Genomic DNA, 22,653 nt, shown 5'->3' on the forward strand with positions numbered 1-22,653 from the left:
TCAGGCGGCGTCGCGGTCGATGACATCGGACAGCAGGCTATAGATGACGTCGGGCCCGGATGCCGAAACCAGTGCGGCATGCATCCGCTCATCACGCATCATCCGCGAAATCGCGGCCAGCGCGTGGAGATGAGTCGCACCCGCACCGTCCGGTGAGAGCAGACCGAACACGATATCGACCGGCATGCCATCGGCAGAATCGAAGTCGACCGGGCTATCGAGGCGAATAATCGCGGCAACCGGACGAACAAGGCCGGGCAGGCGAGCGTGGGGGATCGCCACCTGGCGGCCAAAACCGGTGCTACCCAGTTCCTCCCGCTCGACCACACGCTTTAGCACAAGATCTTGATCCAGCGCGTAAACGCGGGCGAACAGGGCAGCCAGGTGCGCCAGAATTGAGGCTTTGTCACCCACAGCCGTGTCGGTACCGCCAGCGATCGCGACGGCTTCAGGCAGAAGGGTGAAAAGAGCACTCATTTTTCAGATTCTTCAGCTTCACGTCGGCGCCAGGTTAGCGCCGCCTTTGACAAAGGCCTGTTAACTGCGAAAACCCCCGACGAAGCCGGGGGTTCACTCTTTCAGCGATGAAAGCGTGAAAATCGCTGTTTGGGGTCAGGAAGGCTCGACCCAGCCGATCGAACCATCACCACGGCGGTAGACCATATTGTGCCGCCCGGTGCCAGCATTTTTGAACAGCAAAGCCGTGGTGTTGCGCAGATCGAGCATCATGACCGCATCCGAAACCGTGGCTTCCGGAACGTCAACGCGCGTTTCCGCGATCACCAGCGGCGCATCGGCCTCAACCTCTTCGTCATGCTGCTCGGCGCGCTCTTCGAAAATGGTGTAGGACGCATCTTCCGCCGCGTGAGCCTGATGGCTCTGGGCGCTGCGATCCACCAGGCGACGCTTGTAGCGGCGCAACTGCTTGTCGATCTTTTCGGCGGCCTGATCGAATGCGGGGTGGGCATCTTGCGCGATACCGGTGCCCTTCAGAACCAGGTTCTGCATGACGTGCATGATGATATCGCACCGGAACGCACCCGCGGGTGCCTTGCCGAACGTGACGTGGCTGGAGAGGGCGCGGCTGAAATACTTCTCCACCATGGCGCTCAAACGATCGCTGGCATGAGTCTGCAGCGCCTCGCCCGTGTCGACCTGGTGGCCGGAAACGCGAATATCCATGGGCGTTGACTCCTTTCGGTTGATAATCAGTTGGACCAGAGCGGCGTGTCCACCGTCGTCAGAAACGCTGCGTGGGCCGCCAGTTCCGCGGCACTGGCATTATGCGGGCGCGCTGGACGAACCGGCCGCTCGCGTATCTGCAAGGCTGGGCTGGTTGAAACGGCGATGATGTTCTCACTCACCAGTTCCAGCCCGATTTGGCGACCGCCCCGCAGCTCGACATAGACTTGCGCCAGCAGCTCTGCGTCGAGCAGCGCGCCGTGCAGGGTGCGATGGCTGCGATCGATGCCGTAACGTGTGCAAAGGGCATCCAGCGACAGCTTCGCGCCGGGATGACGCACGCGCGCCAGGGCCACCGTGTCGATCATGCGTGTACGGCAGACGGGCGGATGACCGCACAGCGCCAGTTCGGCATCCAGAAAGCCGAAATCGAAGCTGGCATTGTGCGCCACCAGTGGGCTGTCTTCCAGGAAGGCCAGCAGCTCTTCCAGGCGATCGCGGAACGGCGGCTTATCTGACAGGAATACGTCAGACAGGCCGTGCACCGCCTCGGCCTCCGCCGGCATCGTACGACCCGGATTGAAGTAGGCATGGAATGTACGGCCAGTGGTGACCCGGTTGAACATTTCGATGCAGCCGATCTCTACCAGCCTGTCTCCCGTCTTGGGATCGAGGCCGGTCGTCTCAGTATCGAAAATGATCTCTCGCATTCCCACTCATATCGACCCGCCGCCAGCGCGACGCAAGGGCCGTGGCCGCTAAACCTGCGTTACAAAGGCTTGCACCATCGCCGTCACGGCCGCGCGGGTGCTTTCGAGGTCTGTGCCGGTATCGATCACGAAATCGGCTTGCGCCCGCTTTTGCGCATCCGGGACCTGCAGCGTCAGGATTTGCTCGAATTTCTCGGGCGTCATCCCGGGACGGGCCAATACGCGAGCCCGCTGGGCCTGCGCCGGGGCGGAGACGACGATCACGCCGTCCAATCCTTTCGCCCCGGTCTTTTCGAACAGCAGCGGGATATCGAACACGACCAGCGCTTGCTCGGCATGTTCATTCAGGAACTCGGTCCGCATCTGCGCCACGCCAGGATGGACGATGCGCTCCAGCGCGCGCAGCCGTTCCGGCTCACCGAAGACGAGTGCGCCCAGCTTTGTCCGATCGACACCTGCGGGGCCGGTGGTACCGGGAAACTCCGCCTCGATCGCGGGTAAAAGCGCTCCGCCCGGGCCTTGAAGCACATGCACCGCGGCATCGGCGTCGAACACAGGCACGCCTAGTTCGCGCAACATGGTGGCGACGGTGGACTTCCCCATGCCGATCGAGCCGGTGAGACCCAATATCCGTGGCCGAGTCCGCGGCTTTGCAATGCTCATTGCGGGGCATCCTGGAGGATATGCGCCCGCAATGCGGCATCTTGGTCCCTAGGTGGTTTCACGCCAAAAAAGCGCGCGAAGGCGATGTCAGCCTGGCCGATCAGCATGGCAAGCCCGTCGATCGCTTCCAGTTCGCGCATGCGCGCCTCCTTCAGCAGCGTGGTCTCGAGCGGCGTGGTGACGATATCATAGACGACACCGTGATCGGCCACGTCATCCAGCACGTGGGGCAGGGGCGGGTGCCCTGTCATGCCCAAGGCCGAAGTGTTCACCAGCAGGTCCGCGATCGGAACCTGCTCACCCAGACCGTAGGCCTGGCCGGGCAAACCGAACTCTTCCAGCAACGCGGCGGCCTTTTCATGGTTCCGGTTCTGGACCGAGACCCAGGCCACCCCCGCCTCGGCCAAGGCGGCCAGCACGGCCCGAGCCGCGCCTCCAGCGCCGATCACGGTCACCGCCTCGAACTGCCGACCCGCGAGCGGCTCCATGAAGCCGGGCGCGTCGGTGTTGAAGCCGGTCAGCCGGCCGTTCGCATCGCGCAGGACTGTGTTCACCGCGCCGATCCGCGCCGCCAGCGGCTCCACTGAATCGAGCAAGGGGAGCACCGCCTGTTTGTGCGGCATCGTGACGTTGCAGCCGCGCCAGTTGGCATTATCGCGCCGCAGGGCGATATATTCGGGAAGGTCGGCCATCGCGACATGGCAACGGTCATACGCACCGGAAAGCCCCAGCTGCTCCAGCCAATATCCGTGGATCGCGGGCGACTTCGACTGAGCGATGGGATCGCCGATCACTTCTGCCCAGGGCTGGTTCACGCCGGCATCTCCCCCAGGTTTCGCAGGAAGCCAAGGACCGACAGCAAAGGCATGCCCAGGATGGTGAAGTAATCGCCCTCGACGGAGCTGAACAGCTGGACACCGCGCGCTTCGATCCGGAAAACGCCCACGCATCCGGCGACGGCGGGCCACTCGTGGTCCAGGTATTCGGTGATGAAGGCGTCGGACAAGTCGCGCACATGGAGCAAGGCCACCTTCGCCTCTTCAGCCAGCACGCCCCGATCGCGCACGATGGCAGCCGCGCTGTGCAGCTGAAGCACCTTGCCGGAGAAGAAGCGCAAGTGCCGGGCGGCAGCCTCGCGGCTCTCCGGCTTGTCGAAGCGTTGCCCGTCACACACCACCAGGGAATCGCTTCCCAGAACCAGTTCGCCCGGGCGGACGGCGGCGACGGCCCGCGCTTTGGCGCGAGACAGAGCAAGCGCTACTTCGCCGGGCGTAGCATCCGTGCCCAGGCCAGCCTCTACCGCCCGCTCGTCCAGATGGGCGGGCACTACGGTGAAAGCGACCCCGGCCGCCTCCAGCATGGCTTGGCGCGAGGCGCTCTTGGATGCGAGAACGATCATATCGGCCGTGGTCCTTGCGGACCTTGCTCGCCCGTCGCCTGTCTTTCGTTGAACAAGTTGATCACCGCTGCCGCCGTTTCCTCGATCGAACGGCGGGTGACGTCAATCACCGGCCACGAGTTGTCCGCGAACATGCGCCGCGCAAACTTCAATTCGCTCTCCACCTTGTCCTGATCGACGTAATCGGTGTCGGGCGACTGGCTGAGCGAGAGCAAGCGGTTACGGCGGATCTGGATCAACCGCTCGGGCGCGGTCGTCAGCCCCACAACCAGCGGGCGCCGGAGGCCGAACAGGGACGGGGGCGGCGGACTTTCGACCACGATCGGTATGTTCGCCACCTTGTACCCGCGATTGGCGAGATAGATGCTCGTCGGCGTCTTGGACGATCGGGAAACCCCCGCCAGCACGATATCGGCTTCCTCCCAATCTTCCCAAGCGATGCCATCATCGTGGGCGATGGTGAATTGGATCGCATCGACGCGCGCGAAGTAGGCCTCGTCCAAACGGTGCTGGCGGCCGACGCGGCCTTTCGCTTCTTGCCCCAGCAGGTCTTCCAGCGCGTCCGTCACCCCGTCCAGTACGGCGATTGCCGGCAAGCCGAGCACCTGGCAACGCGCTTCCAGTTTCCCGCGTGTCTCGTCATTGACCAGCGTGAAGAATACCAGGCCCGGGTTTGCCGCGATCTCACCGATGATCCGATCGAGATGCTGCTGGGATCGCACCATCGGCCAAAAGTGGCGCACGACGTCGGTATCGTCGAACTGCGCCAGCGCCGCTTTGGCGATCATCTCCAGCGTTTCGCCGGTGGAGTCCGATAGAAGGTGAAGGTGGAAGCGCGCCATGGATGGTATCTGCGAACCCCTGCCGTTCGGTACTTCGAAGCGGGTATCGACCCGTGTGCCAACCGGTGCCGCGAACCCTGTGGATAGCGTCCGCATAAACCACGGGATAGAACCGGTGACAACTCGCAACGCCGGTTTCACCCCCACTACCGGCCTTCTTGCCCTCGGCTTGTGGACAGGGCAGCCCTGTTCTCGACAGGCTGGGGATAAGGCGAACAACCATTGCTTGACCCAACCAGGGTGGGGAGTCGCTGCCCCAGCGCAGGGCTGTTCATCGCGGTACAAATCGGGCAAGGGCCCGCCGTCCCCAGTATCCACAGGGCCAACAGACTCCATCATCCTACTTTAAGACTCTTATTTATTTAGTGAGGTCTAGCCGCGATGCCCGGAACTCTCCTGAACGTGCTCAAGGGCGAGAACATAAAACCACGGCCGGTGTGGCTGATGCGCCAGGCCGGACGATACCTTCCCGAGTACCGTGCCTTGCGGGCGGAGAAGGGCGGTTTCCTGGCGCTGGTGTACGATAGCGATGCGGCAGCCGAGATCACGCTGCAGCCGATCCACCGCTTCGGTTTCGACGGCGCGATCTTGTTTTCCGATATCCTGATCGTGCCCTACGCGATGGGGCAGGACCTGGCGTTCCTGGCGGGCGAGGGGCCGCGCCTGTCTCCCCGCTTGGCCGATGCGACGCTTGCCAGCCTGGACGCGGTACCGGGGCGGCTGTCGCCTATCTACGAAACGGTGGCAAAGGTGCGCGCGGCCCTCGGCCAGGAAACCACCTTGCTGGGTTTCGCTGGCAGCCCCTGGACCGTGGCGACCTACATGGTGGCAGGAGAAGGCAGCCGCGATCAGCATGAGACCCGCGCGATGGCCTATGCCGATCAGGCCGGCTTCCAGGCGATCATCGATGCCGTGACCGAAGTGACCATCACTTACCTGAGCGGACAGATCGAGGCTGGGGCCGAAGCGGTGCAGCTGTTCGATTCCTGGTCCGGCACCCTGGCACCTGCCGAGTTCGAGCGCTGGGTGATCGCTCCCAACGCCCGGATTGCCGAGGCCATCCACCAACGTCACCCGGGCGTTCCGGTCATCGGTTTCCCCAAGGGCGCGGGAGAGAAGCTTCTCGCCTATGCGCGCGAAACCGGCGTCGATGCCGTCGGCGTGGACGAGACGATCGACCCGATCTGGGCCGCAAGGGAACTGCCGGCCGGCATGCCCGTCCAAGGCAATCTCGATCCGCTGCTACTACTGGCGGGGGGAGAGGAACTGGATCGGCAGGCCCGCCGCATTCTCGATACCTTCGCCGATCGGCCCCATGTGTTCAACCTGGGCCATGGTATCGGCCAGCATACCCCGATTGCCCATGTGGAACGCCTGCTCGCCACCGTCCGTGCCTGGCAGGGCTGACGGGGCCGTTCAATCGCGCTAGGGACACGTTTATGGATCAGCTCGCCGCAATCTACCCCTGGCTCAAGGCCGGCCATGTCATTTTCGTGATCTTCTGGATGGCGGGGCTTTTCATGCTGCCGCGCTATTTCGTGTATCACCAGGAAAGCGAGCCCGGCTCGGCGGAAGAGGCGCGCTGGGTCGATCGCGAGGCGAAGCTGCGCAAAATCATCCTGACGCCCGCGATGATCATCGTCTGGCTGTTGGGCCTGGTTCTTGCCAGCACCGGCCAATGGTGGGTGGCGGGCTGGCTGCATATCAAGCTGCTGCTGGTGTTGGCACTATCAGGCTACCATGGCTGGATGGTGGGCTATTCCAAGAAGCTTGCCAAAGGCGAGCGGCGCTTGTCCGGCAAGGCGTTGCGCCTGCTGAATGAAGTGCCCGGCGTAACTGCGGCCGTGATCGTGATCCTGGTGGTGGTAAAGCCGTTCTGAACTTGGGTTCGAACGACTGATGCGGTGATACGTGACCCGTTCCGCAGCATCCGATTGACCCGCCTCGCCGCAGCGCTTATCTAAGCGCGGTCCCGGCATCGGGCCGCGCGTTCATTCGCCAGTCCGGATCCGCTTTCCCCAAGCCCATCGATCCGCCGGTCATCCTCCAGTTCACCCTGATTACAAAGATTTAGCACAATGCACCTGAAAGAACTAAAGCAGAAAACCCCCGCAGATCTGGTCGCCATGGCCGAGGAACTGGGCGTCGAGGGCGCTTCCACCATGCGCCGCCAGGACCTCATGTTCGGCATCCTCAAGGAAGTGGCTGAGGATGGCGAAGAAATCATGGGTCTCGGCACTATCGAGGTGCTGACCGACGGCTTCGGCTTTCTGCGCAGCCCCGAAGCGAACTACCTCGCGGGTCCGGACGACATCTACGTTTCGCCCAACCAGGTCCGCAAATGGGGCCTGCGTACCGGTGATACCGTTGAGGGTGAGATCCGCGCGCCCCGTGATGGCGAGCGTTACTTCGCCATCACCAAGCTCACCAAAGTCAATTTCGATGATCCTGACGTGGTTCGCCACCGTGTCAACTTCGACAACCTGACGCCGCTCTATCCCGACGAGCGCCTGAACCTCGACAGCCTCGACCCTACGGTCAAGGACAAGTCCGCCCGGGTGATCGACCTGATCAGCCCTCAGGGTAAGGGCCAGCGCGCGTTGATCGTGGCGCCGCCGCGCACCGGTAAGACCGTGTTGTTGCAGAACATGGCCAAGGCCATCACCGACAATCACCCTGAGGTTTTCCTGCTTGTCCTGCTGGTCGACGAACGGCCCGAGGAAGTCACCGATATGCAGCGTTCGGTGAAGGGCGAGGTCATCTCTTCCACCTTCGACGAGCCCGCGCAGCGCCACGTTCAAGTCGCTGAAATGGTGATCGAAAAGGCCAAGCGCCTGGTCGAACACAAGCGCGACGTGGTGATCCTGCTGGACTCGATCACGCGCTTGGGCCGCGCCTACAACACTGTCGTGCCCAGCTCGGGCAAGGTGCTGACCGGCGGCGTGGACGCCAACGCCCTGCAGCGTCCCAAGCGCTTCTTCGGCGCGGCGCGTAACATCGAAGAGGGCGGTTCGCTCTCGATCATCGCCACGGCGCTGATCGATACGGGCAGCCGCATGGACGAGGTCATCTTCGAAGAGTTCAAGGGCACCGGTAACTCTGAAATTGTGTTGGACCGCAAGGTGTCCGACAAGCGGATCTTCCCCGCGCTGGACGTCGGCAAGTCTGGCACGCGCAAGGAAGAGCTGCTGGTTCCCAAGGATCAGCTCAGCAAGATGTGGGTCCTTCGCCGGATTCTCATGCAGATGGGAACCGTCGACGCGATGGAGTTTTTGCTCGACAAGATGAAGGACTCGAAGACCAACGAGGACTTCTTCGCGACGATGAACCAGTAAGAGGGGCTTTTCTTGAACCTGCTGATGACGCTGGCGGAGACGGCCTCCGCCGCGGCTCCCTCGATCGGTGGCCCCGCCGAGATATGGCAACATATCGTCGACGATTTCTCGAACATCGGCACGCCGTCCGCCTTTGCGGCGTTCGTGCAGGTGCTGATGATCGATCTGGTGCTGGCGGGCGACAATGCGATCGTGGTCGGCGCGCTGGCGGCAGGTCTTCCGGCTGATCAGCGCCGCAAGGTCATCCTGATCGGCGTGCTGGCTGCACTGGTTTTGAGGATCGGTTTCGCGCTGATCGTCACCTGGCTGCTCGGCATCGTCGGCCTGGTCTTCGCCGGTGGTCTGCTCCTGCTTTGGGTGGCGTGGAAGATGTACCGCGAAATTCACGGTACCCAGGCCGTGGGGCATTCGACCGGATCGCCTGAGATCGAGGGTGATGAAAACGCCGGCGTTCGGCCCGCCAAGAGCTTTGCTGCAGCAGCGATTTCGGTAGCGGTGGCGGACGTGTCGATGAGCATCGACAATGTCCTAGGCGTGGCCGGTGCCGCGCGCGAACACCCCGGTATCCTGATCGTGGGGCTGATCTTCGCGGTCGCGCTGATGGGTCTCGCGGCCAACATCATCGCCCGCTATATCGAGCGCTTCCGTTGGATTGCCTGGGTGGGTCTGATTGTGATCGTCTATGTCGCCGGCAAGATGATCTACGAAGGCTGGGTGGACCCGCAATTGGGCATCACCACCCTATTCTAATTCCAGCGCTGCCGGGATAGCCCGGCGGCGTTGTTCATTCCTTAGGGTATCAGGACGGTCGATCCCGTGGTTTGCCGGGCTTCCAGCGCCCGGTGGGCTTCGGCAGCGTCCTTGAGCGCAAACTTTTGCCCGATAGTTGGCCGCACGATCCCATTCGCGATCCTGTCGAACAATCGCGATGCGGTTAGCGCCAGCGTTTCAGGGGTATTGATGTAATCCGCCATCGTCGGCCGGATCACCATGAGAGAACCGGCCCGCATCAGATCGGTTAGCAAGACGGGCGGAACCGCACCTGACGCATTGCCGTAGCTCACCATCAATCCTCGCCTCCGCAAGCAGGCCAGGGAGGCATCCCAGGAGGCCTTGCCGACCCCGTCGTAGACCACATCCACCTTGCGACCGTTCGTGGCTCTCAGGGCAGCCCCAGAAAGCTCGTCGAAGGGACAACTGAGCGCGATGTCCGCATCGACGTCGGCTAATTTCTCCGGCGTTCCGGCATGGGCGATGACCATCACACCTTTGTGGCGCAGCCATGGCACAAGCAACGAACCCACTCCACCCGCTGCAGAGTGCACCAGCGCCAGATCACCGGCTTTGAGATCGATGATATCTTCCGCCAGATAAGAGCTTGTGAACCCCTTGAGCATGGTCGCCGCGGCGATCTCGCTGCTGATGTCCACCGGCAGCTTCACGGCTTGCGACGCTTTGACAATCCGGTGCGATGCATAGGCGCCGTCGCCTTGAACGCATCCAATGCGATCTCCCACGGCGTGAGACGTGACGTCAGCGCCGACGCTCAACACCGTGCCGACACTTTCAGAACCAAGTGCGATCGGCAGAGGCCCCGGATAAAGGCCGCCGCGATAATAGATATCGATGAAGTTCAGGCCCACCGCCTCTGTCTCGATCAGCAACTCGCCAGGGCCGGGTTGATCGAAGTAGCAGGGCTCGCAGACGATGGCCTCCGGCCCGCCATGTTGGCGCACGATCAGGCGATAACCGTCGACCATTCGTCTGCTCCCGCCTCAGCCCAGGTGCTCGGCAAAGAATGCCTGGGTCCGCTCATCGGCGAGCGTCGCGCCGGCCTCGTCCCGGCGCGAACCGATTTCGGCCGCAAACCCGTGATCCAGCCCTTCGTAGTCATGCAAAGTCACCTTGGGATGATCGTCCAACCCCGCATGGATGGCCTTCTGCGCATCGGGTCCCACGAAGTGATCGGCCGTGGGAATATGCAGCATGAGGGGGTTCGCAATCGCGTTCTTCTCTCCCAGCATCTGGTCGATCATCACGCCGTAATAACCCACCGAGGCATCGATATCGGTGCGGGCTGCGGCCATGTAGGCGACCCGGCCACCCATGCAGAAGCCGACAAGTCCGACCTTGGCGATGTCCCGTTCACGCCTGATCCAATGAATAACGGCCTCGATGTCACGGATGCCCAGATCGAAGTCGTGCTTGGTCATATAGCCGATCGCTTCCTGGAATTGCTCAGGCACGTCGGCGTCCAGCTCGACGCCGGGCTGCTGGCGCCAGAAGGTATCAGGTGCAACCGCAAGATAGCCACGATCGGCCCACTCCTGGCATTTCTTCTGAATGCCAGCGTCGACACCGAAGATCTCCTGCTGCACGATGATCGCCGCGCGAGGCTGCCCTTGCGGCTGGACAACGTATGCCGGAATCTGGGCGTCCTCATCGAGGGTCGGGATTTGCGTGTTCGTCGGCATTGCACTCTCCTTGCTGGTCGCTCGGTAAGTAGGCAGGCGCGATGGACTTTGCCATGTGTCTGTGTCAGCATCTTTCGACAGGATCTCCAGGGAGAAGGCCACGATGAAGATCAATGTCGAGGTAGATTGCTCTCCCGAAGAAGCGCGCCGGTTTCTGGGGCTTCCCGACGTGACCAAGGCAAACGAGATTTACGTCGATTCGATTGCAAAGGCGATGCAAGGCGTCGGCACGGTCGACCAGATGCAGGAGGTGGCCAAGCAGATCGCGCCCATGGGACAGATGGGGTTGAAGCTGTTCCAGCAAATCCTGGAAGGCGGAGCAGCAATGGCCATGAGCAAGCCAGGTGGTTCCAAAAAGCCTGGCGACTGACTGAAACCATCGATACCTGCGGGCGGCTATGGCAGACCAGTCCCCCGTGAACGATACGATCTTTGCTCTCTCCAGTGGGCTTCCCCCTGCCGCAATCGCGATCGTGCGGATCAGTGGTCCGAGCGCGGCGTTCGCCGTCACCAGCCTGGCGGGCACCTTACCGTCTCCGAAAGTAGCATCGCTCAGGCAGCTGCGGGACCACGATTCAAACCAATTGGATGAGGCGATCGTTCTCTGGTTTCCTGGCCCATCGACGGTGACCGGAGAGGATCTTGCCGAATTTCACCTCCATGGTGGCCGGGCGGTACTTGCTGCAGTGCAACATGCATTGAACCAGTTGCCCGGTCTTCGACCAGCCGACGCCGGCGAGTTCACCAGGAGAGCGTTTGCTAATGGGCGGGTCGACCTGGCCGAGGCTGAGGGATTGGCGGACCTACTCAGCGCGGAAACGGAACTTCAGCGTCGGCTTGCCATGTCCATGGCTACGGGTGCGCTATCGACGAAGGTCGAATCGTGGAGAGATCAAGTTTTGACGATCTCGGCCAGGATCGAAGCTATCCTCGATTTTGGCGATGAAGACGACGTGGGTTCAGCGGTGCCAGACTTCACGCCCGACATTGTCAAACTCCTTTCGAACCTGCACGAAGTACGCAACGCTCCCAGGGCGGAAGCACTCCGCGAAGGGTTCCGGGTCGTTCTTGCGGGTCCTCCCAACGCCGGCAAAAGCAGTTTGTTCAACGCACTCGTGGAGGATGAAGCGGCGATAACAGCTTCGATCCCAGGAACCACGCGAGATGTGCTTTCTCGCCCTATTGCACTAGAAGGAGTACCATTTCTCTTTTTCGATACGGCGGGTCTTCGAATGGAAGCAGCCGATGAAATCGAGGCCATAGGGATCGAACGCGCATCGGCGGAACTAGACCGTGCCGATCTCATTCTATGGATGGGCGACGAGGGCGAGAAAGTGGGCGATCAGTTATGGGAAATTGAGAGCTTTGCGGACTGCCAAGGTCCGGGCAAGGCAAAGCCTCGACACAGGATTTCGGCGATAACGGGCGAGGGTATCGCAGGCCTCAAGAGTGATTTGGTTGCAACCGCGCGGTCCGTCATGGCGTCGCCAATCGGGATCGCGTTGAACGAACGCCAACACAGCCTGCTATCGGATGCTGCCATGGCAATGGATGGAGCATTAAAATCGCCCGATCCACTGCTTAAAGCGGAAGCCTTGCGTGCCGGGCGAGTTGCATTCGACAAGCTGCTAGGGCGGTCAACCACTGAAGATATGTTAGATTCCTTGTTTGGGCGCTTTTGTATCGGGAAGTGATGTTTCACGTGGAACACTCTGATCGCTTTGACGCGCCGCATCTTCCTTGTTAAAAGGCCGTATGCCTTCCTTTGATATTGTTGTTGTTGGCGGCGGCCACGCCGGCTGCGAGGCGGCGGCTGTTGCTGCAAGAATGGGCGCCAATGTCGGCCTGATCAATTTTGATCTACGAACACTAGGTGCGATGAGTTGCAATCCAGCAATTGGCGGCTTGGGGAAAGGCCATCTTGTTCGAGAAGTTGATGCGTTCGATGGCCTGATTGCTCGGGCGGCGGACGCAGCGGCTATCCATTATCGGATGCTCAATCAGTCCAAGGGCAGTGCAGTGCAGGGGCCGCGTGTCCAAGCCGACCGGGCCTTATTCCGGGCAGCAGTCCAGCGACTGCTGCGAAACCAAAATGGTCTTTCACTCGTCGAGGGCGAGGTGGCGGCTCTGTTGCTTACCGGCCAGGCAGTGACCGGTGTGATCTTGGCTGATGGCACGAGAATCACGGCTGCCGCGACGATACTTTGCACTGGCACATTCCTAGGCGGAACACTATTCTGCGGTAAGGAGCGAACGATCGGTGGTCGGATCGGCGAGGCGTCCTCAAGCCGACTAGCCGATCAGCTACGCGATCGCGCTTTGCCGATGGCCCGGTTGAAGACAGGCACTCCGCCTCGATTGGATGGTCGCACTATTGATTGGGGAGCCTTGGCTGAACAGCCTTCTGACAATAGCCAATGGGCGATGTCGGCGATGGTACGGGAACGGGTAAACCCTCAGGTCGCCTGCGCGATAACGCGAACCAATGTTAGAACACACGATGTCATCAGCCGAAACTTGCATCGATCACCACTCTTTACCGGTGCCATCGATGCTCGGGGGCCTCGATATTGCCCGTCGATTGAAGACAAGATTCATCGCTTTGCCGATCGGGATGGGCATCAGATCTTCTTAGAACCCGAGGGGCTGAATACCACCTTGGTCTATCCCAACGGTATCAGTACCTCTCTGCCTGAAGACGTTCAGCTGGAAATGCTGCGGACAATCGAGGGTCTGGAAACGGTAGAGATGGCTGTGGCCGGATATGCCGTCGAGTATGACCATATTGATCCGCGGGCCCTGCGCTCGACTTTGGAACTGAAGGATATGCCCAGCCTCTATTGCGCCGGGCAAATCAATGGGACCACTGGATACGAGGAGGCCGCTGCTCAAGGCCTGGTGGCTGGAATGCACGCGGCTTGTGCGGTTCTAGAAAAGCCGTTCCCCGCGTTGGATCGTGCGAATAGTTATCTGGCGGTGATGGTGGATGACCTGACGTTGCAGGGCGTCAATGAGCCGTATCGAATGTTGACGGCAAGAGCCGAATATCGCCTCCGTCTCCGGGCAAACAACGCCTCGTCCAGACTCACGCCCATCGCAATTGAGGTTGGCGCGGTCGGAGAGAAGCGCCGGGAATGGTTCCTACGGAGAGAGGAGCAGGCGCTGGCGATCCACGAATCGCTGGATCAGCCTGCCTCACGATCAAAAATCAGCGCTGCAGGACTCTCTGCGCGAGAGGGTAGCGGCCAAATGCCATTACGCGAATGGCTGCGGCAAGACGGTATTGAGCTGCGGAGGCTGTCACCCGGGTTGATCGATTTGGAAGGCGTGGACGATATGCTGATCGAAGAGATCGCGGAGGACGTAGCGTATCAGCCTTACTTGGAACGGCAGGAGCGGGAACTGCGCGAACTTCGCGCTAGTGAGGCCATGCGCATTGATGTTGGATTTAGCTATCAGAGCGTGCCGGGCCTTTCGCGTGAGATGGTGGAGCGGCTGGAGCGCGCTCGTCCGGAGACGCTAGCTGCGGCGGGGCGGGTGCCTGGCGTGACTCCGGCGGCCTTATCGGCCTTGCTGGTGCAGGTTCGTCGGCAAGCGGCATGATCTGTGATGACGCTTCTGCTCGCGAATGGTTGCTGACGCTTCCCGAGTGCGATGATGTAGCGATGAGCCGGCTGGACCGGCTCATTGCAATGCTAGCAACCGAGAATGACCGGCAAAACCTGGTAGCCAAAGCAACCTTGGATCAGGTGTGGCAGCGGCATGTGGTCGACAGTGCGCAGCTCGTGACACATGTTCCACGTGAAACATCAAGGGCAAACTGGCTTGATCTCGGTACCGGTGCTGGCTTCCCCGGTCTTGTGATCGCGATCGTTCGGCCAGACATATCGGTGACGATGGTAGAGTCCCGCAGCCGCCGGATCGAGTGGCTTGATACCGTTGTAAAAGCCTTGGACTTGCAGAACGCGCATGTGATAGGGTTGCAGCTGGAAGCCGTCCCGACATTCTCCGTCGATGTCATATCCGCGCGCGCGTTCGCACCGCTTCCTGATCTCCTCAAGTTATCCGCGCGCTTTTCCACGCCGGATACGTTGTGGCTCTTGCCCAAAGGGCGGTCGGCAGCGCAAGAATTGGATCAACTCAAGGGATGGGACCATATGTTCCACGTGGAACAATCCATCACTAGCGACGACGCAGGCATTGTGGTGGGCTCGCTTCTCGGCCGCCGCAAGAAAGGCAACCAACCGTGATTCGCATAGCGATAGCCAATCAGAAGGGCGGCGTCGGTAAAACGACCACCGCCATCAACGTCGCCACCGCGCTGGCGGCTACTGGATGGCGGACGCTGCTGATCGATTTGGATCCGCAAGGCAATGCCTCCACCGGGATCGGCGTCAGCGCCGCGCAACGCGAGCGGTCAACCTATGATGTGCTGGTGGATCAGGCGCCGATGGAAAGCTGCATCATGCACACGCCCATTCCTATGCTCGATCTTTGCCCGGCGACCGTCGATCTGTCCGGTGCCGAAGTAGAACTGGTCGCTATGGAGGATCGCGCTCATCGTCTGTCGAAGGCGCTCAGGACCGATCTACCTTATGACGTTTGCCTGATAGACTGCCCGCCGTCTCTCGGCCTGCTGACGCTGAACGCGCTGACCGCGGCAGATACACTGCTTGTGCCCCTCCAATGCGAATTTTTTGCTCTGGAAGGTTTGAGTCAGCTGCTGACGACCGTCGAGCGTGTCCAGCAGCGGTTCAACGCGAACCTTGGCATCATCGGCATTGCGCTGACGATGTTTGATCGTAGGAACCGGCTGACCGATCAAGTGGCCGACGATGTACGATCATGCCTGGGGCAGCTCGTCTTCGAAACGACGATCCCGCGCAATGTGCGCTTGTCAGAGGCACCGAGCCACGGCGTACCGGCCTTGATCTACGATCATGCCTGTGCCGGCAGCAGGGCGTATATTGCGCTGGCACGTGAGTTGCTGACACGTCTGCCCGAAGAAAGGAAAGCCGCATGAGTGAAGATACGGCGGTGAACGTGGCTCCAGCAGTCTCGGCTAAATCAAAGTCCAAAGGCCTGGGCCGTGGGCTTGGCGCACTACTGGGCGAGATTCGCAGCGAAGCTCCGGTAAAACCGGATGCGACCCAGAACGAAGGGCAACCGACTACTGCGACTACGGGTTTAGCGATGTTGCAGATCGCTTCGATTACTCCGCACCCGGAACAGCCGCGTCGTCATTTCGATGAGGCGGCGCTAGAGGAACTGGCTGCGTCGATCGGACAGCGCGGTGTGATTCAACCGATCGTAGTTCGCGCCGTTGGCGCGGGCCAGTATCAATTGGTGGCGGGTGAACGGCGGTGGCGCGCGGCCCAGAAGGCGCAACTCCACGAAATCCCGGCGCTGGTTCGCGATCTCAGCGATCGCGATGTCATGGCGCTCGCCCTGATCGAGAACCTGCAGCGCGAGGATCTCAACCCGATCGAGGAGGCGCGCGCCTATCATCGCTTGGCGGAAAGCGAGGGGCTGACCCAGGCCGAGATCGCCAGAATGGTGGACAAGAGCCGCAGCCATGTCGCCAATCTGCAGCGCCTATTGGTTTTGCCGGAATCGGTCATCACGCTCGTCGAAACCGGCGAGCTTTCGATGGGGCATGCCCGTGCGCTGATTGGCGTCGAAGGGGCCGAAGAGATCGCCGAGACGGCTGTCGCCAAGCAGATGTCTGTCCGCGAAGTCGAGAAGCTGGTGAGGCGCAAAACCAAAGGTGAGGCGCCTGCGCGAAAAGTTCGGACTGCGCGCAGTGCCACGGACGATGCCGATATCGTTGCCGTGCAAACCCACCTTGAGGAATTTCTGGGCCTTCCGGTTCGTATTCAGTCGGATGCCGATCCCAAGTCCGGTCTGGTCACGATCCGGTATACCACGCTGGATCAGCTCGACCTGATCTGCCAGCGCCTGACCGGTGGTGAGTTTTGATAGGGCCGGTTGCCGATTGATCGTGCGCGATCACGGCGGGTAAAATAATGAGAGGGACGATCTGGCTTAGCTCAGGATCGTCCCTTTCAGTCTTCTATAACGCGTCCAGATTACTTGATGCGCACCCGCTTGTCGGGGACGATCTTCACGCGCTTGTCTGCCACGACTTTGGTGCGCACGCGACGGGGATGGCTGCGTACCGGTACGTTTTCATACACGTACTCCACCGTCTCCGTGCAATTGGGGGTCGGCTGGACGACGGGAACGGCGGCGGCGCAGCAACCTGGAACTGGAGCGTAATAGGCCGGGACATAAGACGGCGCATAGCCCGGGTATGCTGGATAGCCATAGGCGGGATAGCCGGGAGCCTGCGGGTAGGGTGCAGGAGCCTGTGACTGTGCATAATATCCTTGATAATCAGCAAGATACGCCTTGCACTCGTCCGCGTTACGGCCGCGATCTTCGGCCCTGTCGATAGCGGAGCCCGCCACTGCGCCAACGCCGGCACCCGCGACGGTGCCGATCGTCCGGTTGCCGCGACCGGCAATCCGGTTGCCGGCAACGCCACCGACGACCGCGCCGATCGCCGCGCCGCCCAAGCCACGGTCGCGCGAGGAAAGGCGTCGGCGGCAATCGGCAAGCCAAGCCTGGGACGCGGGATCGTAACCTGGCCCGCCATCGTCATAGCCATGCGCATAATCTGCGCCGACGACCGGTGGGGCCGGTTGATCAGGATACCAGCTGCCGTTGCGCCACTCGCCACGAGGGCCGCCAGCGTGCGCCCAGGCCGCGCCTGAGGATAGCGCCACCAAGCCGGCAGCCAGACATAATGATCTGCAGATTCGTGATACGGCGGCCATGGGCGTCCTTTCGCGTGATCGTGCCGGATGATCCCAGCGTTAACGCGGCGTTTAGCATTTGGAGCCCTGGCAAACCAACGCGGCGACCGGGATATTGCGGACTGTTCCTTAGTGGAACACCCTGATCGACGCCCTTCTAGAGAAACGCGGCGACGATCGCAGCGAGATTTTCGATGCCGGTGGCATCGGTGCTGTCGAACCGGTTCAGCTCCGGGCTGTCGAGGTCGATCACGGCGCGCACGGCCCCCTCCACGATCACCGGCACGACCAACTCGGACCGGCTTTGCGCGTCACAGGCGATGTGGCCGGGAAACTGGTGGACATCGGGCACGAGCTGCGTGGCGCCGGTGGCAGCGGCGGTGCCGCATACCCCTTGGCCCAGCGGGATGCGGATGCAGGCGGGCTTACCGATGAAGGGGCCGAGTACCAGCTCGCTCTCGATCACGCGATAGAAGCCGGCCCAGTTGAGGCCGGGGACCGACATCCAGACGAGCGCGGCGAGGTTGGCCATGTTGGCGATCGCATCGGGCTCCCCGGAGACCAGCGCCTTCGCGGAAGCGGCCAGTTCGGCGTAAACCTGCGCCTTGGGCAGGGTCGGATCGGTGTGGATTTCAAACATTGCGCGGGCATAGCCATGTGCATGGTTGTCGCCTAGTGCGCCGCGTTCTATCTCTCGACATATGAAAGCCTGGCAGCGCAACGCGCTTATCGCACTCCTTGTCGTTGGTATCGTGGTAGCGGCGATCTACGCCTACCTGACCTTCGCGCATCGTTCCGACCTTGATTCGGCAGCGACATCGGGCACCGATCCGATGCTGGTCGATCCCAAGCCGCAGACGTTTCCCAGCGTCAGCTTGGCCAAGCCGTCTGGGTGGGACGGTAACCTGGCGCCCCAGGCGGCGGCGGGCTTGACGGTCGGGCGATTCGCGACGGGGCTCGATCATCCGCGCACCATGCTGGCGCTGCCCAACGGCGATGTGATCGTGGCGCTGACGAACGCTCCGGCCGCCGCGAAGCAGGGGGGCATCACCGGCTTCTTCATGAAGCTGTTCATGGGCCGCGTCGGGGCGGGCGATCCGTCTCCCGATACGCTGGTGCTGCTGCGCGATGCGGATGGCGATGGCCGGGCGGAGCAGCGCTTTGAACTGCGCAAGGCGGACATGCACTCCCCCTCCGGCATGGCCTACCGGGATGGCAAGCTCTACGTCGCCAATCATAACGCGGTGCTGCAGTTCGCGTTCACGCCGGGTGAGACGAAGCTGGCGGGCCAGCCCAAGCAGTTGATGGAGCTGCCGGGCGGCGGCAATCACTGGATGCGCAACCTGCTGCTCAGCCCCGATGGCAAGCAGCTTTATGCGGCGGTGGGTTCGGCCACCAACATCGCGGACAACGGGATGGAAGCGGAGGCCGGGCGAGCGGCGATCTGGGAGATCGACACCGCGACCGGGCGGCGCCGGCAGTATGCGGCGGGGATGCGTAATCCTAATGGGCTGGACTGGAATCCCTCGACCGGGGAGATGTGGGCGACGGTGCAGGAGCGGGACATGTTGGGCCCCGATCTGGTGCCAGACTATCTGACGAACGTGCCGGTTGGCGCGCAGTACGGGTGGCCGTGGGTCTATTGGAAGGACAAGTTCGACGACCGGGTGAACTGGCCGATGGACACCAACATGGTCGAGTACACGCGCAAGCCGGAGTACGCGATGGGCGCGCATACGGCGGTGCTGGGCCTGAAGTTTGCGAGCGCGGGCAACCGGTTGGGTGCGGCGTTCGGCAACGGCGCGTTCATCGCGCGGCACGGCTCATGGAACCGCAAGCCGGCCGCGGGCTACGATGTCGTGTTCGTGCCGTTCGATGGCAACGGCAACCCGCAAGGCAAGCCCCGCCCGGTGCTGACCGGTTTCCTGGAGAAGGGCGGCGACAAGGCGCATGGGCGGCCGGTATGGCTGGCGTTCGACAAGGGCGGGGCCCTGCTGGTCAGCGATGACACCGGCGGCGTGATCTGGCGCGTGATCGCCCCGGGGGCGGCCCCTTCGGCTGGTCCCAAGGCCGTCGTGACAGAGCACATGAAGCCCAACAAGGAACTGGTCGACCCGACCCAGCCCCCCGCGATCGGTCGCCCACAGGATTGATCGTCAACGCCCGGCGGTGCGGTACCGGCCGGGCAGCGCGTCAGAGCGCCTTGCCCACTCGCCCGGCCAGCTCGGCGATGTACTGCCAGGCGACGCGCCCCGAACGAGCGCCCCGCCGTTGCGCCCATTCCAGGGCGTCCGTTTGGTCCCAGGCCAGATCGTACGCGGTGGCATAGCCCGCAATGATCGCCAGGTAATCGTCCTGGCTGCAGTTGTGGAAGCCGATCGACAATCCGAAGCGGTCCGCCAGGGCCAGCTTGTCATCCACCACGTCGCGCATGTTGATCGGATCGTCCTGCTCCGACATCGAGCGTGAGACGATGGCGCGGCGATTGGCGGTGACGGCCAGGCGCACGTTGGCGGGCCGGGCTTCCACCCCGCCTTCCAGCCAGGAGCGCAGCAGGCGCGGCCCGGCCGAATCGCCATCCTCGAACCCCAGATCGTCCACAAAGACGAGGAAGCGGCGGTCCTGGCCGCCCAGTTCGGCGAACAGCGCGGTGACGCCGGAAAGCGCGTCCTGCCCGATCTGGACGAGGGCGATGCTGCCGGGATGGGTTCCTTGCGAGTCCTGCACGGCGGCGCGCAGCAAGGCGGATTTGCCCATTCCGCGCGATCCCCACAAGAGCATGTCATGAGCCGCATGACCCGCCGCGAGCCGCGCCACATTGGCCACGACGCGCTCTTTCTGGCTGTCTATCCCCTTCAGCAAGGCCAGCGCCGGAGCCTCCAGCCGGGATACGCCCCGCGCGCCCGATCCGGTCCAGACATAGGCAGGGTCGGCCTGCCAATCGACCGGCGTGGCCGGCGGCGGCACGAGACGTTCCAGTGCATTGGCGATGCGTGAGAGGAGGGGGGTGATATCACCGTCCGGGGCAGTCATCGCGGCGCTTTTCCTTGGCAATCCATCCGGCGGGCCTATAGCGGCGCGCGATGACGCAGGCCAGCCGCCCCACGGTCCTTCCCGCCGATGCCACCGGCATTACCCGCGCGGCGATGCTGCTGCGCGAGGGCGGCCGGGTCGCCGTGCCGACCGAGACGGTCTACGGTCTGGCGGCTCGCGCCGATCGGGATGAGAGCGTGGCGGCGATCTATCACGCCAAGGGGCGGCCCAGTTTCAATCCGCTGATCGTCCACGTTTCGGATCTGGCAGCGGCGGAACGGTTGGCGGTTTTCGACGCGCGGGCGCGTCAGCTGGCGGCGGCGTTCTGGCCCGGTCCGCTGACCTTGGTGCTGCCGTTGCGGGCGGAGGCGGGCCTGGCCGCCGCCGTCACCGCCGGGCTTGCCACCGTCGCCTTGCGCTGTCCGGCGCACCCGGTGATGCGCGCCGTGTTGGCGCAAGCGGAGCTGCCCCTGGCCGCTCCATCCGCCAATCGTAGCGGCGGCGTCAGCCCCACGTGTTCCGATCATGTCGCCCATTCGCTGGGCGCGGCGGTGGACTTGATACTGGATGGCGGTGCGTGCGAGGCGGGCCTGGAATCGACGATCGTCGCGGTTCGGGAAAGCGGCTGGCAGGTCCTGCGCCCTGGCCCGATCACGCGGGAGGCGATTACCGTCGTGCTCGGCACGGTGGACAGCGATGGCACGCGAAACGCAGGCATCGAAGCCCCCGGACAATTGGAAAGCCATTACGCTCCGGGCAAGCCGGTGCGGCTGAATGCGATGACAGCAGAGGCCGGTGAATTCCTGATCGGCTTCGGCGCGATCGCCGGGGATGCATCGCTATCGGTGGCGGGTGATCTGACCGAGGCCGCATCCAGGCTCTATGCCGTGCTGCACCAAGCCGCAGCATCTCCACACCCGCGAATCGCCGTCGCACCGATCCGCGGTGAGGGGATTGGCCTTGCGATCAATGACAGGCTGCGGCGCGCGGCGGCCTGATCGGCGTAGCGTGGGGGTGGTTCAGCGCCGCTCGTAGGGCAGACTGGGCAGCAGAGCCTGCAACTGATCGTACTCGCTGCGCGCGGTGCGGCATGCGGCTTCGTCACCCTGCTCGCACTGGCGGCGGTGCCGTTCGTAGCTGCGCTGCAGCTTGCCGGCCTGTTCCTCGCGGCGGCGGATGTCCCGGCCGCGCTTCTCATCAGCTTCGGATTGGCTGGTGGTGGCCCAATCCACGGCCTTGGCGCCCACGCGAACCGGCGCGGTGACGACGTCTACGGCGGTCTTGGCCAAGCAGCCGGACAGCGCCAGCATCAGGACGGGGGCGAACAGCGCGATGCGTTTCATGGTGACTGCGCTGCCATGCTCGGCCCGGCATGGCAATTGGATAAGCGGCCAGCCGAAGGTGGCCCGCCATGCAAAAGGGCCGCCTCCTTGCGGAAGCGGCCCCTTCGGATTCGTGCCGTATCGGCCCGCGATCAGGCGGTTTCGGCGGTGTCGTAATACTTGGGCGCGTGCTCGTTGAGGATCGCCAGGATCTTCTTCAGAGCGGCGGGTTCGTCGGTCTTTTCCATGGCCGCCAGCTCACGTGCCAGACGCGAGGATGCGGCTTCGAAGATCTGCCGCTCGGAATAGCTTTGCTCTGGCTGGTCGTCCGCGCGGAACAGGTCACGCGTGACTTCGGCGATCGAAACGAGATCACCCGAATTGATTTTGGCTTCGTATTCCTGGGCGCGGCGTGACCACATGGTACGCTTCACCTTGGGCTTGCCCTTGAGGGTATCGAGCGCCTCGCGCAGGGTCTTGTCGGAAGACAGTTTGCGCATGCCGATCGATTCGATCTTGTTCACCGGCACGCGTAGCGTCATGCGCTCCTTCTCGAAGCGAAGTACGTAGAGTTCCAGCTGCATTCCGGCAATTTCTTGCTTCTGGAGCTCGATGACCCGGCCGACACCGTGCTTGGGATAAACGACGTAATCTCCAACATCGAAGGCATTGGCGCTGGTTGCCATGTAACGTCCTTTCACCTGCAGGTCCGTCGACAGGATGGAGATGGTGCGACCCGATCAAGACCCTGTAGAGACAAGGCCTCGCCACCGGTCAGATCGCGATCTCAACCGTTTGCTGTCGGATCCTGCCTCATAGATAATGACTGCCGCGCGAGCGGAACGCCCGGGCAGTTGCAAGCCATATAGCATCAT

The 22,653-nt window shown here is 62.5% G+C and carries 26 protein-coding genes; 12 read left to right on the forward strand and 14 right to left on the reverse strand.

The window, feature by feature from the left end:
* The 7 genes from GGR39_RS01910 to GGR39_RS01940 all read right to left on the reverse strand — a co-directional run bounded on the left by GGR39_RS01910 (position 1) and on the right by GGR39_RS01940 (position 4,796).
* A complete protein-coding gene (locus GGR39_RS01910) occupies positions 1–477 on the reverse strand; it encodes a PTS sugar transporter subunit IIA (protein ID WP_183615638.1) in 477 nt (158 codons plus the stop codon).
* 135 nt (positions 478–612) lie between these two features.
* Positions 613–1,182: a ribosome hibernation-promoting factor, HPF/YfiA family gene (gene hpf / locus GGR39_RS01915; RefSeq protein ID WP_058735660.1), complete on the reverse strand. Its 570-nt coding sequence runs from the start codon at positions 1,180–1,182 to the stop codon at positions 613–615.
* Positions 1,183–1,208: 26 nt separating this feature from the next.
* The gene (gene dnaQ, locus GGR39_RS01920; RefSeq protein WP_183615639.1) at positions 1,209–1,892 is read right to left on the reverse strand and encodes a DNA polymerase III subunit epsilon; all 684 of its coding nucleotides are present in this window, start codon (positions 1,890–1,892) and stop codon (positions 1,209–1,211) included.
* 48 nt (positions 1,893–1,940) lie between these two features.
* Positions 1,941–2,555, reverse strand: a complete 615-nt coding sequence (coaE, locus tag GGR39_RS01925; protein ID WP_183615640.1) for a dephospho-CoA kinase — start codon at positions 2,553–2,555, stop codon at positions 1,941–1,943.
* Complete coding sequence (locus tag GGR39_RS01930; RefSeq protein WP_183615641.1) at positions 2,552–3,370, reverse strand: shikimate dehydrogenase; 819 nt, start codon at positions 3,368–3,370, stop codon at positions 2,552–2,554. The genes coaE and GGR39_RS01930 overlap by 4 nt, the downstream gene beginning before the upstream one ends.
* Positions 3,367–3,954: a Maf family protein gene (locus tag GGR39_RS01935; RefSeq protein WP_183615642.1), complete on the reverse strand. Its 588-nt coding sequence runs from the start codon at positions 3,952–3,954 to the stop codon at positions 3,367–3,369. The genes GGR39_RS01930 and GGR39_RS01935 overlap by 4 nt, the downstream gene beginning before the upstream one ends.
* A complete protein-coding gene (locus GGR39_RS01940) occupies positions 3,951–4,796 on the reverse strand; it encodes a pyruvate, water dikinase regulatory protein (RefSeq protein ID WP_183615643.1) in 846 nt (281 codons plus the stop codon). The genes GGR39_RS01935 and GGR39_RS01940 overlap by 4 nt, the downstream gene beginning before the upstream one ends.
* Before the next feature lie 381 nt (positions 4,797–5,177).
* On the opposite strand from GGR39_RS01940, the gene hemE reads away from it, so the two are divergent.
* The 4 genes from hemE to GGR39_RS01960 all read left to right on the forward strand — a co-directional run bounded on the left by hemE (position 5,178) and on the right by GGR39_RS01960 (position 8,881).
* Entirely contained in the window at positions 5,178–6,203 is a 1,026-nt protein-coding gene (gene hemE, locus GGR39_RS01945; RefSeq protein WP_183615644.1) for a uroporphyrinogen decarboxylase, read from the forward strand.
* A gap of 32 nt (positions 6,204–6,235) precedes the next feature.
* On the forward strand, positions 6,236–6,676 hold the full coding sequence (locus tag GGR39_RS01950) for a CopD family protein (protein ID WP_058735653.1): 441 nt from the start codon (positions 6,236–6,238) through the stop codon (positions 6,674–6,676).
* A 198-nt stretch (positions 6,677–6,874) separates the two neighbouring features.
* Positions 6,875–8,131, forward strand: coding sequence for a transcription termination factor Rho (rho, locus tag GGR39_RS01955; protein ID WP_058735652.1), 1,257 nt, complete (start codon positions 6,875–6,877; stop codon positions 8,129–8,131).
* Between the two features lie 24 nt (positions 8,132–8,155).
* The gene (locus tag GGR39_RS01960; protein WP_058735744.1) at positions 8,156–8,881 is read left to right on the forward strand and encodes a TerC family protein; all 726 of its coding nucleotides are present in this window, start codon (positions 8,156–8,158) and stop codon (positions 8,879–8,881) included.
* 41 nt (positions 8,882–8,922) lie between these two features.
* On the opposite strand, the gene GGR39_RS01965 is transcribed toward GGR39_RS01960, so the two are convergent.
* Together GGR39_RS01965 and GGR39_RS01970 are read right to left on the reverse strand one after the other, a co-directional pair.
* Positions 8,923–9,891: a quinone oxidoreductase family protein gene (locus tag GGR39_RS01965; protein WP_183615645.1), complete on the reverse strand. Its 969-nt coding sequence runs from the start codon at positions 9,889–9,891 to the stop codon at positions 8,923–8,925.
* 15 nt (positions 9,892–9,906) lie between these two features.
* Positions 9,907–10,605 carry a dienelactone hydrolase family protein gene (locus GGR39_RS01970; protein WP_183615646.1) on the reverse strand — a complete coding sequence of 233 codons (699 nt, stop codon included), beginning with the start codon at positions 10,603–10,605 and terminating at the stop codon, positions 9,907–9,909.
* Between the two features lie 103 nt (positions 10,606–10,708).
* Between GGR39_RS01970 and GGR39_RS01975 the strand changes: the two genes are divergently transcribed.
* From GGR39_RS01975 to GGR39_RS02000, 6 genes are all read left to right on the forward strand, one after another.
* Positions 10,709–10,975, forward strand: coding sequence for a DUF6489 family protein (locus tag GGR39_RS01975; RefSeq protein ID WP_058735650.1), 267 nt, complete (start codon positions 10,709–10,711; stop codon positions 10,973–10,975).
* Between the two features lie 46 nt (positions 10,976–11,021).
* Entirely contained in the window at positions 11,022–12,299 is a 1,278-nt protein-coding gene (gene mnmE, locus GGR39_RS01980; RefSeq protein ID WP_183615647.1) for a tRNA uridine-5-carboxymethylaminomethyl(34) synthesis GTPase MnmE, read from the forward strand.
* A gap of 61 nt (positions 12,300–12,360) precedes the next feature.
* Positions 12,361–14,208: a tRNA uridine-5-carboxymethylaminomethyl(34) synthesis enzyme MnmG gene (mnmG, locus tag GGR39_RS01985; protein WP_183615918.1), complete on the forward strand. Its 1,848-nt coding sequence runs from the start codon at positions 12,361–12,363 to the stop codon at positions 14,206–14,208.
* Positions 14,205–14,855 (forward strand): 16S rRNA (guanine(527)-N(7))-methyltransferase RsmG, encoded by a 651-nt coding sequence (rsmG, locus tag GGR39_RS01990; protein ID WP_183615648.1) that lies wholly within the window; start codon positions 14,205–14,207, stop codon positions 14,853–14,855. The genes mnmG and rsmG overlap by 4 nt, the downstream gene beginning before the upstream one ends.
* Positions 14,852–15,628 (forward strand): AAA family ATPase, encoded by a 777-nt coding sequence (locus GGR39_RS01995; protein WP_183615649.1) that lies wholly within the window; start codon positions 14,852–14,854, stop codon positions 15,626–15,628. The genes rsmG and GGR39_RS01995 overlap by 4 nt, the downstream gene beginning before the upstream one ends.
* Entirely contained in the window at positions 15,625–16,584 is a 960-nt protein-coding gene (locus tag GGR39_RS02000) for a ParB/RepB/Spo0J family partition protein (protein WP_183615650.1), read from the forward strand. Before GGR39_RS01995 ends, GGR39_RS02000 begins: the two co-directional genes overlap by 4 nt.
* Before the next feature lie 110 nt (positions 16,585–16,694).
* Here the strand turns inward: GGR39_RS02000 and GGR39_RS17455 are convergent, their stop codons facing one another.
* Positions 16,695–17,393, reverse strand: coding sequence for a glycine zipper 2TM domain-containing protein (locus tag GGR39_RS17455; RefSeq protein WP_343055763.1), 699 nt, complete (start codon positions 17,391–17,393; stop codon positions 16,695–16,697).
* Between the two features lie 187 nt (positions 17,394–17,580).
* Positions 17,581–18,063, reverse strand: a complete 483-nt coding sequence (locus GGR39_RS02010; RefSeq protein ID WP_183615651.1) for a GAF domain-containing protein — start codon at positions 18,061–18,063, stop codon at positions 17,581–17,583.
* A gap of 61 nt (positions 18,064–18,124) precedes the next feature.
* Here GGR39_RS02010 and GGR39_RS02015 point away from each other — a divergent pair, with 61 nt between their 5' ends.
* The gene (locus GGR39_RS02015; protein ID WP_183615652.1) at positions 18,125–19,576 is read left to right on the forward strand and encodes a PQQ-dependent sugar dehydrogenase; all 1,452 of its coding nucleotides are present in this window, start codon (positions 18,125–18,127) and stop codon (positions 19,574–19,576) included.
* Positions 19,577–19,616: 40 nt separating this feature from the next.
* Here GGR39_RS02015 and GGR39_RS02020 read toward each other — a convergent pair whose 3' ends face one another.
* On the reverse strand, positions 19,617–20,456 hold the full coding sequence (locus GGR39_RS02020; protein ID WP_183615653.1) for an ATP-binding protein: 840 nt from the start codon (positions 20,454–20,456) through the stop codon (positions 19,617–19,619).
* 50 nt (positions 20,457–20,506) lie between these two features.
* On the opposite strand from GGR39_RS02020, the gene GGR39_RS02025 reads away from it, so the two are divergent.
* Complete coding sequence (locus tag GGR39_RS02025) at positions 20,507–21,454, forward strand: L-threonylcarbamoyladenylate synthase (RefSeq protein ID WP_183615654.1); 948 nt, start codon at positions 20,507–20,509, stop codon at positions 21,452–21,454.
* Positions 21,455–21,475: 21 nt separating this feature from the next.
* Here the strand turns inward: GGR39_RS02025 and GGR39_RS02030 are convergent, their stop codons facing one another.
* Together GGR39_RS02030 and GGR39_RS02035 are read right to left on the reverse strand one after the other, a co-directional pair.
* A complete protein-coding gene (locus GGR39_RS02030) occupies positions 21,476–21,799 on the reverse strand; it encodes a hypothetical protein (RefSeq protein WP_058735741.1) in 324 nt (107 codons plus the stop codon).
* A 131-nt stretch (positions 21,800–21,930) separates the two neighbouring features.
* Positions 21,931–22,464 carry a CarD family transcriptional regulator gene (locus GGR39_RS02035; RefSeq protein ID WP_058735740.1) on the reverse strand — a complete coding sequence of 178 codons (534 nt, stop codon included), beginning with the start codon at positions 22,462–22,464 and terminating at the stop codon, positions 21,931–21,933.
* Between the last annotated feature and the right edge of the window lie 189 nt (positions 22,465–22,653).

The organism is Novosphingobium fluoreni (assembly GCF_014196615.1).
Classification (GTDB): domain Bacteria; phylum Pseudomonadota; class Alphaproteobacteria; order Sphingomonadales; family Sphingomonadaceae; genus Novosphingobium; species Novosphingobium fluoreni.